This window comes from Mediterraneibacter torques (genome assembly GCF_044591705.1).
In the GTDB taxonomy this organism is placed as follows: domain Bacteria; phylum Bacillota; class Clostridia; order Lachnospirales; family Lachnospiraceae; genus Mediterraneibacter; species Mediterraneibacter torques.
In genome coordinates this window covers 2,598,877-2,612,978 of record NZ_CP172594.1, presented here as the reverse complement: position 1 = coordinate 2,612,978, position 14,102 = coordinate 2,598,877, and the positions used below count along the sequence as shown (strand labels likewise).

The window sequence follows — 14,102 nt, the reverse complement described above, 5'->3', positions numbered from 1 at the left end:
GGACAGGCAGACATACTGAAAGCGGCGGAGCTGTCAATTTTTAAAATAACAATGGAAGGAAAAGCAAAGAAATATGAAGATCGGAAAGATCTCACCGACTATATGGAACCGGTCGGTGAAAAAGAAAGTTCATATGGATCAGACGGACGGAAGTTTTTCGTGGGCAGACGTATGTGTTTGCGGCGGCCATGCCGGGATAGGGTATTATGCGGTTTTGGGCGCGGCGGGAGAACTGGCAGCCCGCAAAATACAGGCAGAAGGGATATCGGTAAGAATTCTTTTTCCGGAAGAGACAGAGGAAGAGTTTCTTGCGGATGTTTGCGGGGAAATCCAAAAAGGCTGCGAGTGCATTAAAGCAAAGCTGACGTCTTTGTCGGCAGAGGGAACGGCGGCGGTGCAAACTCCGATCGTGTACGCATGTGCAGGCGGAACGAAAGTACAAGATCCGGGGATGCATGCATTAGAAGAGACTGCAGATAAAAAAACGGGAAACAGACAGAAGTTTGTTAAAAATCGAGAATTGCTCTTATGCGGATATGCAGGTCTGGAAGGTTCTCTTCGCATTTTAGAAGCGGCGGAGGAAGAATTATCGCAAAGATTTATTAACACATTTTTGATGCAGGCAAAAAAGCTTCGTGATCAGCTCATAACGCCGGAGCAGATTTTAGAGGCGGCAAAAGGAAGAGATATTTCGGTTTGGCAGATCGGAAGCGGAGGCATCTTGGCGGCCTTATGGGAAATGGCAGAGGAAGAAAAGATCGGTTTTGAAATTGCAATGGGATCGATCTCGCTGAAGCAGGAGACTGTAGAAATCTGCGAATATTATCGTCTGAATCCGTATCAGCTGACTTCTGCCGGAAGTTATCTGATCTTGACCGATGAAGCGGATCAGGTGATTGAAGTGCTGGAAAAGGCGGGGGCGCGAGCCGTCAGGCTTGGGGTTGCCAAAGCGCAGAATGCGCGGGTGATCACAAGCAAAGAAGAGATAAGATATCTGGACAGACCTGCGCCGGATGAACTGGCGAGATGGCAGAAGGATTATAAAAAGTGTGAAAAATAATAAAAATACATACAGATGAAAAGTTTTATCCATGATAAAATATTATTTTACAACAAGTAAAACGGAAATGATATATAAAGGTATAGGAGGCAGAAAATGAACGAGAAAAAAGAAGCGTTGAGAATGGAGATTTTGAAGTATATCGAAAAGCACAGCCGGGTAGAGCTTGGAGAACTGGCAGTGTTAGTCGGTGTGGAAGAAACAGATGTGGCAAATGAGATCGCAGATATGGAGAAAGAGAAGATCATCTGCGGATATCATACGCTGATCGACTGGGATAAAGCCGGCGTAGAGATGGTGACGGCGCTGATCGAAGTGCGTGTGACGCCGCAAAGAGACAGCGGATTCGATCGGATCGCGGAACGGTTATATAACTATCCGGAAGTATATGCGGTTTATCTTATTTCCGGAAGTTATGACCTGCTTGTAACTTTGGAAGGCAAGACGCTGAAAGAAGTATCGAGATTCGTATCTGAACGTCTGTCTACGATTGACGGCGTTTTGAGCACGGCAACTTATTTTATATTGAAAAAATATAAAGACCACGGAACGATCATGGGCGTGAAAAAAGGGTCGGAAAGGATACCGGTGACACTGTAATGAGAAATCCATTATCAAGAAAAATCGTTGAGATACAACCGTCCGGCATCCGTAAATTTTTTGATGTGGCGAACGAGATGGAAGACGCAATTTCCCTCGGAGTAGGAGAACCGGACTTTGATACGCCATGGCGCATAAGAGAAGAAGGAATGTTTTCCCTTGAAAAAGGAAGGACGTTTTATACTTCTAATGCCGGATTAAAAGAACTGAGAAAAGAGATCTGTAATTATCTTGAGAGAAAGATCCATGTAAAATACGATGCAGTACATGAAACACTTGTCACTGTAGGCGGAAGCGAGGCAATAGATGTCGGACTTCGCTGTATGCTCGACCCCGGAGATGAAGTGCTCATTCCGCAGCCGAGTTATGTGTCTTATCTGCCGTGTACGGTTATGGCAGACGGAGTTCCGGTGATCATTCCTCTTCAGGAAAAAAATGAATTTAAACTGACGGCAGAAGAACTTGAAAAATATACGACGCCTAAGACAAAGGTTCTCGTTCTTCCGTTTCCGAACAATCCGACAGGAGCGATCATGACGCGGGAAGATTTAGAACCGATCGCAAAATTTGTCGAAGAGCATGATCTGTATGTCATGTCTGACGAGATTTATTCGGAACTTACATATAAAGAAGAACATGTATCGATTGCGAGCCTTCCGGGAATGAGAGAGAGGACGCTTGTTATTAACGGATTTTCAAAAGGGTTTGCAATGACAGGCTGGAGACTCGGATATTGCTGCGGACCGGAAGTTATCATATCTCAGATGACGAAGCTTCATCAGTTTGCAATCATGTGTGCGCCTACAAACAGCCAGTATGCGGCTGTGCAAGGACTTAGAAACTGTGGGGATGAAGTAGAAGAAATGAGGAAATCCTATAATCAGAGACGGCGCTTCCTCATGCATGAGTTTAAAAAGATGGGACTGGAATGCTTTGAACCGTTCGGAGCGTTTTATGTTTTCCCGAGTATTAAACAATTTGGAATGACTTCAGAAGAATTTGCAACCAGGCTGTTAAATGAAGAGAAAGTCGCAGTTGTTCCGGGAACGGCGTTCGGCGAATGCGGCGAAGGATTTTTGAGAATATCCTACGCATATTCGTTGGAAGATCTAAAAGAAGCAATCGGCCGGCTGGAAAGATTTATCGGGCGATTGAGAAATGAGAGAAAATAATTATGCTGAATATTGTACTTTATGAGCCGGAGATTCCGGCCAATACCGGAAATATCGGAAGAACATGTGTGGCAACAGGGACGCGTCTTCATCTGATCGAGCCTCTTGGATTCAAATTATCCGAAAAGGCATTGAAACGCGCGGGGATGGATTACTGGAATGATCTGGATGTCACGACTTATATTGATTATGCGGATTTCCTTGAGAAAAATCCGGGTGCCAAAATCTATATGGCAACTACAAAAGCGAAAAAAGTATATACCGAAGCGGCGTATGAACCGGATTGTTACATTATGTTCGGAAAAGAGAGCGCAGGTATACCGGAGGAGATTCTTGTAGATCATGAAGATACTTGCGTGCGCATTCCGATGATGGGACAGATCAGATCTTTGAATCTTGGAAATTCTGTGGCGGTTGTTCTCTATGAAGCTCTGCGTCAAAACGGATTTGCGAAAATGGAGTTGGAAGGAGAGCTTCATGAATTAGAATGGCATGGGAATACCTGAACGAAATAAGTTGTGAAAATATGTGCAAAATGACGAAATAATGTAAAAAAATTCGGGAAAAGTGTAGTTCACTATTGAAGACTTTCGGTATATAATAGTGTCAATGTGCTAAGAAACTGCTAAGAAACGTTTGCGGTTACATCGGTTCGGATAAGGTGCGGGAGGGCGTTTTACATTCGTTTAACGTTGAATCTGTACACTGTGTTACGTCTGTTCAGATAGGGCACAGGAGGAGGGAATCGTTTCCCGAAAAGGGAACGTCCCGTATGAAGCGGGAAAGTATGGTAAAACTAAAAAGATAGAAAAGAAAGCGGAAGGTGGTGTTGCGGAAATGGTAGAAGAAACGATCAAATCTATCCGGGAAACAGAAAATAAGGCAGATCAGATCGTAAAAGAAGCGGAACAGGAAAGCAAGAGAATCCTCAAGACCGCGAAAGAAGAAGCAAAACAGGCTGCCGACAAGCTGATTGACGAAGCAAAGTCAGACGCTTTGAAAACAGCAAATCAGGCAAAGAAAGACGGAGAAGTTATGCTGGCACAGGCGGCGGAAGAAACGCGCAGAGAAGCAGAACAGATGAAAAAGGCGGCTCTTGAACGAAAGAAAGAGGCGGCTGCTCTTGTGTTGGAAAGATTGACATAACAGAAATAAGACTGTAAAGGAGGGATAGACAGATGGCGGTACTTAAGATGCAGAGAATCAGCATCTGCGCCTTAAAGAAAGACCGAAAAGCAATCCTCGAAAAATTACAGAGCCTCGGTGTTGTGGAGATCAATCATGTAATCGAAGAAGATGAAGATTTTAAGAAGATGGACACTGCAGGGCAAAAGGCAGGTTTCGAGAAAGCGTCGACTCTGGCAGAACAGGCGATCGATATTCTTGATAAATATGTTCCTGAGAAGAAGTCGATGTTTGCATCTTTAGAAGGAAAGGCATTGATTGAGCGGGAAGAAGAAGAGCGGATTCGCAATGAGCGAAGAGATCTTCTGAAAACGGCAAAACAGATCGGAAGGCTGGATAAAGAGCGCTCTGAACAGATGGCGGAGATTACGAAACTGAACAACAGTATCGAGAGTCTCAATCCGTGGATCAGCCTGGACGTTCCGCTGACACCGGCAGAGACAGACCGGACGGCAGTATTTTTCGGAACGATGCCGGGAGGTACTGACGCGGAGACGGTATATGGGATTTTGGCAGAGAAAGCGCCGGATATAACCGGAGCAGATGTAAACATTGTTTCATCAGAACCGGGCATGGTATATCTAGCAGTCGTCTGCATGAAAGAAGATGTGCAGGCAGCGGAAGATGCGCTTAGAAGCGCCGGGTTTGCAAGACCTTCCCAGATGTGGGGAGACGTTCCGAAGTTTCAAAAAGAAGAGCTGGAAAGTGAGATCGCAGACTGCAGAGCGCGGATTGAACAGATCGAGAATGAGGTGAAAGACCTTTCGGATCAGAGAGAAAAATTAAAAATATTAGCGGATTACTACAGAGTACGCGCGGACAAATACGCAGTGCTCGGTCAGATCCCGCAGTCGGAGAGAACGTTTGTCATAAGCGGATACATTCCTCAGTGTGAGGCGGCGCATCTTTCCGGTTATCTGACAGAAAAATATGACTGTATGGTAGATGTTGAGGAACTGCAGGAAAACGAAGAAGCTCCGGTTATTTTAAAGAACAATCCGTTTTCGGCAAGTGTGGAGGGCGTTGTAGAGTCTTACGGACTTCCTCACAAAGGGGAGCTTGATCCAACGACGATCATGTCGTTTTTCTATGTATTCTTTTTCGGAATGATGCTTTCGGATGCGGCGTATGGAGCGATTGTGGCAATCGTCTGCGCTGTGCTTGTGAAGAAATTCCCGAGAATGTCTCAGGGAATGAAAAAATCGATGAAATTATTCTTCTATTGTGGATTATCCACTCTTGTGTGGGGAATTTTATTCGGAGGATATTTCGGAAATATCGTAGATGTTGTTTCGGAGAAGTTTTTCGGAACGACGATCACCGTTCCGGCGCTTTGGTTTGTGCCGTTGAACGACCCGATGAAACTGCTTGTGTTCTCACTGTTATTCGGTGTCATCCACCTGTTTGTGGGACTGGGGATCAAAGGATATCTCTGTCTGAAAGACGGAAAAGTGATGGACTTCTTCTGTGACGTTGTTCTTTGGTTTATGCTTTTGATCGGTCTTATATTGATGCTTTTGCCGAGCGATATTTTTGCATCTATCGCACAGATGAATATTGTATTTCCGGCATGGCTCAATACAGGAGCGAAGGCATTGGCGATAGCAGGAGCGGTGGGAATCGTGCTTATGTCGGGAAGAGAGAAGAAAAACCCGGCGCTTCGTCTGGCGCTTGGCGCATATGATCTTTACAATGTGAGCGGCTGGCTCAGCGACGTGTTGTCTTACTCTCGTCTGCTGGCGCTCGGACTTGCAACCGGAGTAATCGCATCGGTTATTAACCAGATGGGAAGCATGCTTCCGAATAATGTGATCGGCGTGATCGCATTTGTCGTAATTTTTATCGCAGGTCATACGCTCAATCTGGCGATCAATCTTTTGGGTGCGTATGTACACACAAACCGTTTGCAGTTTGTGGAGTTTTTCGGGAAATTTTACGAAGGCGGCGGAGAGCCGTTTAATCCTTTTAAAGAAAATACAAAATATGCAGATGTTAAGGAGGAAACTTTATCATGAATATTGCGGAAAATTTAGGAATTGTTTATGCACTGCTCGGAGCGGCAGTTGCGGTATTGTTTGCCGGAGCAGGATCGGCGATCGGAGTAGGTATTGCAGGACAGGCAGCGGCAGGCGTTGTGACAGAAGATCCGAGTAAGTTTGCAAAAGTGCTTATTATCCAGCTCCTTCCGGGTACACAGGGTCTGTATGGACTGCTTGTAGGATTTATCACACTTTCAAAGATCGGTATTCTCGGAGGCGGAGCATTGGATGTTTCCGTATCTTCAGGTCTTTTGATATTGGCAGCGTGTCTTCCGATCGGTATCGTAGGACTTCTTTCAGGAATTGCACAGGGAAAAACGGCGGCATCGTCTATCGGAATCGTCGCAAAGAAACCGGAGCAGTTCGGTAAAGCTATGTTGTTCCCGGCTATGGTTGAGACATACGCTATTCTGGCGCTGCTGATCTCATTCCTTGCCGTAAACGGAATTCAGATTTAAGGAAAAGACGTCTGGTTTGGAATTGATGAAAAGGAGACAGCGATAAATGAGCGGATTAGATAAAATGAAATCCCGGATTTTCGAGGAGGCAGAGCAGTCTGCGGCAGAACTTCTCGATCAGGCAAAAAAAGATGCGGAAAAGATCGTGAAAGATGCGGTTGAAAAAGCCGGGGCGGATGCAGAACATATCCGTGTAAAAGCTGCGGCTGACGCGAAAGAATATGCAAAACGGGCGGAATCGTCGGCTGATATGAACAGAAAACAGGCTCTTTTGGCGGCAAAACAGGATGTGATCCGCAGTGTGCTTGAGGATGCGTACAGTCAGGTGATGAACATGGATGACGCGGCATATTTTGAAATGCTTGGAAAAATGCTTGATAAATATATGCTTGCCCAGGATGGAGCAATTTGCTTCTCTAAAAGAGATCTCGACAGGATGCCGAAGTCATTTGCAGAGAAAATCGATGCATCGGCAAAGGCAAAAGGCGGAAAACTTGTGATTTCCGAAGAGGCGAGAAAGATTGACGGAGGATTTATCCTTGTATATGGCGGCATCGAAGAAAATTGTACGATAAAAGCAGTTTTTGATGCGAAAAGAGAAGAACTGGCAGATGTAGTGAAGAGACAGCTCTTTTCGTAAACAGTGATCTGCAATGAGCATAACAATCCGCATTTTTAATGCGGCGGATTGTTACAGCATAAGGAGGTTTAGAATTGGGGAATACAAAATATACTTACGCAGTCGCACGTATACGTGCGCTGGAAGTCGCCCTGTTCTCTGATGCAGTCATCGAGCAGCTTTTGTCCTGTAAAACGGCGGCGGAAGCGCTGCAGTTTGTTGTCGAGAAAGGCTGGGGTGATATGGCGGATCAGGATGATCCTGATGTCGTCCTGCGGCGTGAAGAAGAGAAAACATGGGAAGTGATCAAAGAGGTCGCTCCTGATGCGAGCGTATTTAATGTTCTCTCTTATCCGAAGTTGTATCATAATCTGAAAGCTGCGATCAAAGAGGTTTGTACGGAAGCGCGTAATCCGAATATTTTTTATGATGACTGCCCGATACCGGGAGAAGAGATGCTTCGGATCGTGGAGAACAGAGAGTTTTCGCGTTTGCCGTCTCATATGGGAAATGTTGCGCAGGAAGCTCTTGAAACGCTTCTTCATACAAGAGACGGTCAGTTGTGCGATATTATGATTGATAAGGCGGCGCTTGAAGCTATTCGCAAAGCGGGAAAAGAATCCGGTGAACCGATCATTGAAAATTATGCAGATACAATGGTTGCTATTGCGGATATCAAGATTGCCGTGCGTTCCCGGAAAACGGGAAAAAGCGCTGATTTCATGCGAAGCGCTATGGCGGAGTGTGATGGGGTGAATGTTGAACAGCTCATCCGCGCGGCTCTTGCCGGAGAAGATGAGATCGCACAGTATCTGGAGGGAACAGCGTATGCAAAAGGCGCACAGGCGCTTCGAGAGTCAGCCTCCGCGTTTGAACGGTGGTGCGACAACCGTATGATCGAGATGTTGAAGCCGCAGAAGTACGAGGCGTTTTCGGTAGGACCTCTGCTTGGATATTTGATCGCAAGAGAGACGGAGATCAAGACCGTACGGATTATACTGACAGGAAAACAGAACGGTTTTTCGGACGAGGCGATCAGGGAAAGGATAAGGGAGATGTATGTATAAGATAGCAGTCATCGGCGATTACGACAGCATTTACGGATTCGCCACATTAGGTCTTAGCATCTGCCCTGTAAAGACCCGGGAAGATGCCAGAAAAAAATTAAAACAGCTTGCAGACGGTCAGTACGGGATTATATATATTACCGAAGCCGTGGCTGCACAGATCGAAGAAGAGATAGAGCAGTACCGTGAAAATACGCTTCCGGCAATTATTCAGATACCGGGCGTGTCAGGCAATACGGGAGCGGGAGTAAACGGTGTAAAGAAGACCGTGGAACAGGCGGTCGGTTCGGATATTCTGTTTGGAGGAGTAAGCTAATGAGCACAGGAGTGATTAAGAAAGTCGCAGGACCACTTGTTATTGCAGAGGGAATGCGCGATGCAAATATGTTTGACGTAGTCCGCGTGTCGAATCAGCGTCTGATCGGAGAGATTATCGAGATGCACGGAGATGAAGCTTCGATTCAGGTATATGAAGAGACTTCGGGACTTGGACCGGGAGAGCCGGTAGAGTCAATGGAAGTGCCGATGTCCGTAGAACTCGGACCGGGACTGATTACAAGTATATATGACGGAATACAAAGACCGTTGGACGATATTATGAAAGTATCGGGAAACAGCTTAAAGCGCGGCGTGGAAGTTCCGTCTTTGAAACGAAACCTGAAATGGGAATTTGTTCCGACTGCAAAAGTCGGAGATGAAGTCGAGACGGGAGACGTGATCGGAACAGTGCAGGAGACGGTTCTCGTGCAGCAGAAGATCATGGTTCCTTATGGAGTAAAGGGAACAATTAAAGAAATCAAGGCAGGAGAGTTTACAGTAGAAGAAGTTGTGGCTGTCGTTGAGACGGAAAACGGAGACAGAGAACTGACATTGATGCAGAAATGGCCGGTTCGCCGTGGACGTCCGTATAAAAAGAAACTTCCGCCAAAGATGCCGCTTGTAACAGGACAGCGAGTGATCGATACGTTTTTCCCGATTGCAAAAGGCGGTGTGGCAGCAGTGCCGGGACCGTTCGGAAGCGGTAAGACAGTGATCCAGCATCAGCTTGCAAAATGGGCGGAAGCAGATATCGTTGTGTATATCGGATGCGGAGAGCGTGGAAATGAGATGACAGACGTTTTGAACGAGTTTCCGGAATTGAAAGACCCGAAGACAGGTCAGGCGCTGATGCAAAGAACAGTTCTGATCGCCAATACGTCTGATATGCCGGTTGCTGCCCGTGAAGCGTCGATTTATACGGGAATTACGATCGCGGAGTATTTCCGTGACATGGGTTATTCTGTAGCGCTGATGGCAGATTCTACATCTCGTTGGGCAGAGGCGCTTCGAGAGATGTCGGGACGTCTTGAAGAGATGCCGGGCGAGGAAGGATATCCGGCTTATCTGGGAAGCCGTCTGGCACAGTTTTATGAGCGTGCAGGACATGTGATCTCTCTCGGAAAAGACGGAAGGGAAGGAGCGCTTTCCGTAATCGGCGCAGTATCGCCTCCGGGTGGCGATACGTCCGAGCCGGTATCGCAGGCAACGCTTCGTATCGTAAAAGTATTCTGGGGTCTTGACTCAGCTCTTGCGTATAAGAGACACTTCCCGGCGATCAACTGGCTGAACAGTTATTCTCTGTATCTTGACGATATGGAAAAATGGTTTAACGGAAATGTGGCGGAAGACTGGATGGAAGGACGTCAGAAAATGATGACACTTCTCCAGGAAGAGGCAGAGCTGGAAGAAATTGTAAAAATGGTCGGAATGGATGCACTTTCTCCGACAGACCGCCTGAAAATGGAAGCAGCCAGATCGATTCGAGAGGACTTCCTTCATCAGAACTCATTCCATGAAGTAGATACGTATACCTCTCTGAAGAAACAGCACATGATGATGAGATTAGTAAATGCATTTTATGAAAGATCTGTTGCCGCGCTTGGCGAAGGAGCGTCTCTCCGGAAACTGATCTCTATGCCGGTTCGTGAGCAGATCGGACGTTTTAAATATGTGAAAGAAGATGCATTAGATGCGGAATTTGTGAAAGTAGACGAGGAATTAAGCGCTCAGATTGCAAATGCATTTGTAAAGGAGGACCGCTAAATGCCGAAAGAGTATAGAACCATACAGGAAGTAGCCGGACCGCTGATGCTTGTGCGCGGCGTAGAAGGCGTGACTTATGATGAGCTCGGAGAAATCGAGCTTGCAAGCGGAGAAACAAGAAGATGTAAAGTGTTGGAAGTCAACGGAAGCGACGTGCTCGTCCAGTTGTTCGAGAGCGCGACGGGAATCAACCTTTCCAACAGTAAAGTCCGTTTTATTGGAAGAAGCATGGAGCTTGGCGTGTCGGAAGATATGCTTGGAAGAGTATTTGACGGTCTCGGAAGACCGATTGACGATGGCCCGGAAATTTTGCCGGATGCCCGTATGGATATTAACGGACTGCCGATGAATCCGGCGGCCAGATGCTATCCGGAAGAGTTTATCCAGACAGGAGTTTCCGCTATTGACGGACTGAATACACTTGTCCGCGGTCAGAAACTGCCGATCTTCTCGGCGTCAGGGCTGCCTCACGCGCAGCTTGCGGCTCAGATCGCAAGACAGGCTAAGGTGCTTGGAACAGATGAAAACTTTGCCGTAGTGTTTGCCGCTATGGGTATTACGTTTGAAGAGTCGAACTTCTTCGTGGAAAGTTTCCGCGAGACAGGAGCGCTTGACAGAACAGTTTTGTTTATTAACCTTGCAAATGATCCGGCGATCGAACGTATCGCAACTCCGAAGATGGCGCTTACAGCAGCAGAGTATCTTGCCTTTGAAAAAGAGATGCATGTACTCGTTATTCTGACAGACATTACAAATTATGCGGATGCTCTCCGTGAAGTGTCGGCTGCTCGTAAGGAAGTTCCGGGACGCCGCGGATATCCGGGATATATGTATACAGATTTGGCTTCTATTTATGAAAGAGCAGGAAGACAAAACGGTAAGAACGGAAGTATTACGATGATCCCGATTCTGACGATGCCGGAAGATGATAAAACACACCCGATTCCTGACTTGACAGGGTATATTACGGAAGGTCAGATCATCTTGAGCCGTGATCTTTACAGAAAAGGAGTCACGCCTCCGATCGATGTTCTTCCGTCCCTTTCCCGTCTGAAAGACAAAGGAATCGGAGAAGGCAAAACAAGAGCCGATCACTCGAATACGATGAACCAGCTTTTCTCAGCTTATGCACGAGGAAAAGATGCAAAAGAGCTGATGGTCATTCTGGGTGAAGCAGCGTTGACAGAGATCGACTTGATGTACGCCAAATTTGCGGACGCTTTTGAAGCGGAATATGTATCGCAGGGATATAACGCAGACAGAAGTATTGAAGAAACTCTTGATATCGGATGGAAATTGCTTAGAATGCTGCCGAGAACCGAATTGAAACGTATTGATGATAAATATTTAGATCAGTATTACGCAGAGTAAGAGAATGTATCATAGTTGCCGCAAGGCAATCTGCGATACTTACAAATCAGCCGCAGAGATACAGCGCGCAAAAGAAAGTGGAGAAATATCTTCAAAAAACTGAGAGGAAGCATGCTGCGATCATCTGCGGCAGCAGGAAAAGGAGGTAGAATTTTGGCGGCAAAACAAGTGAATCCGACCAGAATGGAGCTGACGCGGCTTAAAAAGAAGCGGATCACGGCGATTCGTGGTCATAAGCTTTTGAAAGATAAACGTGACGAGCTGATGCGTCAGTACCTTGATCTCGTGCGGGAAAACATGGAAGTTCGTAAAAAAGTAGAAGCGGGAATCCGCTCTGCAAATAAAAACTTCGTAATCGCAAAAGCAGGCATGTCAGAGGCGGCTCTGAATACGGCGCTTATGGCTCCGAAGCAGGAAGTGAATCTGGAAGCCGGAGAAAAAAACGTCATGAGCGTGGATATTCCGACATTTCAGTATAAAACAAGAACGGCGGATGAAAATGATATTTATTCTTATGGTTTTGCTTTTACGTCAGGAGACTTGGACGGAGCAGTAAAATCGCTTGCAGATGTTCTTCCGGATATGATCCGTCTTGCTGAATGTGAGAAAGCCTGCCAGCTTATGGCGGCGGAGATCGAGAAGACGAGACGCCGTGTCAATGCACTTGAGCATGTGATCATTCCGGAGACGGAACAAAGTATAAAATATATTACGATGAAGCTGGATGAGAATGAAAGAAGTACACAGATTCGCTTAATGAAAGTGAAAGATATGATGTTGGAAGAAACTCATCATTACAGCGAAAAATAGGATGATAAAAAGAGAGACCAAATGCGAGGCGCAATCGGTTTCTCTTTTTGCATTTCGTAAAGTAAGGCATTGTTTTTAAATGACATGTATGCTATAGTAACTCTACTTACAGAAATTCTTTCTGTGGAAGATACCGGCAGCTTCGCCGGTCTGAGGAATTCCCTCGAAATTACCCGATACAATACAACAACAGTTTTTGCGTGGATAGTCTTGTAGAACAGTTCTTTTTTTCGTATACTGATTTTTAAGAGAAGGTCTTAAAAAAGAGAAAAAGTTTTCTTTTTCAGAGGAAAAACTTTTGGCAAAAGCAAACCTAAAAGCAGCAAGTTTGAAAACAGTAAGCTTAAAAGTATTTTCCCGCCTGTACTGCAGGACTTATTCATGCACATGAAAGGAGAGCCTATGGCAGGAAAAGAAAACAGAGAAATTAAAAACAGTGTCTTTGTAGATCTGTTCTATGAGGACGAATCAGCAGAAGCGAATGAGATCGCGCTTTTTAATGCAATCCATGATGAGCCGTTGCCGGAAGGAACGAAGATTCGGAAATTCCGTGTAGACAATACGATCTATATGAATTTTCAAAACGATATTTCTTTTGACGCAGGAGGAAAAGTGATCGTATTCGGCGAGCATCAGTCTACGGTCAACGAAAACATGCCCCTTCGGAGTCTGCTTTACATCGGGCGTGCATATGAAAGACTCGTGCCACCGAGAAGCCGATATAAAAAGAAAATCGTTCCCCTTCCGACACCGGAATTTTACACATTCTATAACGGAAAAGAAAAGTGGGAAAAGGAAAAAGAATTGCGCCTGTCAGATGCCTATATCGTAAAAGATGGTGAGCCGAGTCTGGAATTAAAAGTAAAGGTCATCAATATCCGGCAGGAAGAGCATCATGAAATCTTAGAAAAGTGTCAGGTACTGAAAGAATACAGCCAGTTCATGGAAATCGTGCAGAACTACCAGATCTCCGGGGAGGAAGAGCCTTATAAAAAAGCGATAAAAGAGTGCATTGAAAAAGGGATTCTTGCTGATTATTTAATGCGAAAAGGAAGCGAGGTTGTCAATATGCTATTAGACGAATACGACTATGAGACAGATATCGAAGTGCAGAGAGAAGAGGCAAGAGAGCAGGGAAGAGAAGAAGGTAGAAAGCAAGGGACTCTTCAAAAAACTTGCGCCTTAATTCGGAAAAAGCTTGAAAAAGGAAAAACAATTTCTGAAATTGCAGATGATCTTGAAGATACGGAAGAAAACATAGCTCATCTGATTGAAGAGTTTCAACTTGGGAGGAACGGATCTTAATTAAATTTACAGAGAAGGGGAGGCAATCTGAGAACTCCCCTAATTGGAATACCGGAAGTTAGTCTGAACTTAGTTAAAAATGTAAACATAGCATTGCGATAAAATATAGATGCTATGATAATTCCACTCACAGAAATTCTTTCTGTGAAAGATACCGGCAGCTTCGCCGGTCTGAGGAATTCCCTCAAAATTACCCGATACAATACAACAACAGTTTTTGCGTGGATAGCCTTGTAGAATAGTTCTTTTTTTCGTATACTGATTTTTAAGAGAAGGTCTTAAAAAAGAAAAAAGTTTTCTTTTTCAGAGGAAAAACTTTTGGCGAAAGCAAATC

At 45.4% G+C, this 14,102-nt stretch carries 14 protein-coding genes; all 14 read left to right on the top strand.

The features are described from left to right. Positions 1 to 73 precede the first annotated feature (73 nt). The 14 genes from ACH9UM_RS12180 (at position 74) to ACH9UM_RS12115 (ending at position 13,768) form a co-directional block, all read left to right on the top strand. Positions 74 to 1,060: an AIR synthase-related protein gene (locus ACH9UM_RS12180; protein ID WP_004848529.1), complete on the top strand. Its 987-nt coding sequence runs from the start codon at positions 74 to 76 to the stop codon at positions 1,058 to 1,060. A 96-nt stretch (positions 1,061 to 1,156) separates the two neighbouring features. Then, the gene (locus ACH9UM_RS12175) at positions 1,157 to 1,660 is read left to right on the top strand and encodes an Lrp/AsnC family transcriptional regulator (protein ID WP_004848531.1); all 504 of its coding nucleotides are present in this window, start codon (positions 1,157 to 1,159) and stop codon (positions 1,658 to 1,660) included. Further along, positions 1,660 to 2,832: an aminotransferase class I/II-fold pyridoxal phosphate-dependent enzyme gene (locus tag ACH9UM_RS12170; protein WP_004848534.1), complete on the top strand. Its 1,173-nt coding sequence runs from the start codon at positions 1,660 to 1,662 to the stop codon at positions 2,830 to 2,832. The genes ACH9UM_RS12175 and ACH9UM_RS12170 overlap by 1 nt, the downstream gene beginning before the upstream one ends. A 2-nt stretch (positions 2,833 to 2,834) precedes the next feature. After that, positions 2,835 to 3,338 carry a tRNA (cytidine(34)-2'-O)-methyltransferase gene (locus ACH9UM_RS12165; protein ID WP_004848535.1) on the top strand — a complete coding sequence of 168 codons (504 nt, stop codon included), beginning with the start codon at positions 2,835 to 2,837 and terminating at the stop codon, positions 3,336 to 3,338. 331 nt (positions 3,339 to 3,669) lie between these two features. Further along, entirely contained in the window at positions 3,670 to 3,978 is a 309-nt protein-coding gene (locus ACH9UM_RS12160) for a hypothetical protein (protein WP_004848537.1), read from the top strand. A gap of 32 nt (positions 3,979 to 4,010) precedes the next feature. Then, positions 4,011 to 6,032: a V-type ATP synthase subunit I gene (locus tag ACH9UM_RS12155; protein ID WP_004848544.1), complete on the top strand. Its 2,022-nt coding sequence runs from the start codon at positions 4,011 to 4,013 to the stop codon at positions 6,030 to 6,032. Further along, positions 6,029 to 6,514: a V-type ATP synthase subunit K gene (locus ACH9UM_RS12150; RefSeq protein ID WP_004848546.1), complete on the top strand. Its 486-nt coding sequence runs from the start codon at positions 6,029 to 6,031 to the stop codon at positions 6,512 to 6,514. Before ACH9UM_RS12155 ends, ACH9UM_RS12150 begins: the two co-directional genes overlap by 4 nt. Before the next feature lie 46 nt (positions 6,515 to 6,560). Continuing rightward, positions 6,561 to 7,154 (top strand): V-type ATP synthase subunit E, encoded by a 594-nt coding sequence (locus ACH9UM_RS12145; protein WP_004848548.1) that lies wholly within the window; start codon positions 6,561 to 6,563, stop codon positions 7,152 to 7,154. 74 nt (positions 7,155 to 7,228) lie between these two features. Then, positions 7,229 to 8,200: a V-type ATPase subunit gene (locus ACH9UM_RS12140; protein WP_009243682.1), complete on the top strand. Its 972-nt coding sequence runs from the start codon at positions 7,229 to 7,231 to the stop codon at positions 8,198 to 8,200. Then, the gene (locus ACH9UM_RS12135) at positions 8,193 to 8,516 is read left to right on the top strand and encodes a V-type ATP synthase subunit F (protein ID WP_004848552.1); all 324 of its coding nucleotides are present in this window, start codon (positions 8,193 to 8,195) and stop codon (positions 8,514 to 8,516) included. Before ACH9UM_RS12140 ends, ACH9UM_RS12135 begins: the two co-directional genes overlap by 8 nt. Further along, positions 8,516 to 10,282 (top strand): V-type ATP synthase subunit A, encoded by a 1,767-nt coding sequence (locus ACH9UM_RS12130; protein WP_004848555.1) that lies wholly within the window; start codon positions 8,516 to 8,518, stop codon positions 10,280 to 10,282. Before ACH9UM_RS12135 ends, ACH9UM_RS12130 begins: the two co-directional genes overlap by 1 nt. After that, positions 10,283 to 11,653 (top strand): V-type ATP synthase subunit B, encoded by a 1,371-nt coding sequence (locus tag ACH9UM_RS12125; protein ID WP_400091464.1) that lies wholly within the window; start codon positions 10,283 to 10,285, stop codon positions 11,651 to 11,653. Positions 11,654 to 11,806: 153 nt separating this feature from the next. Continuing rightward, positions 11,807 to 12,463, top strand: a complete 657-nt coding sequence (locus ACH9UM_RS12120; protein WP_009321516.1) for a V-type ATP synthase subunit D — start codon at positions 11,807 to 11,809, stop codon at positions 12,461 to 12,463. 381 nt (positions 12,464 to 12,844) lie between these two features. Continuing rightward, complete coding sequence (locus tag ACH9UM_RS12115) at positions 12,845 to 13,768, top strand: hypothetical protein (RefSeq protein WP_004847734.1); 924 nt, start codon at positions 12,845 to 12,847, stop codon at positions 13,766 to 13,768. Positions 13,769 to 14,102: the final 334 nt, after the last annotated feature.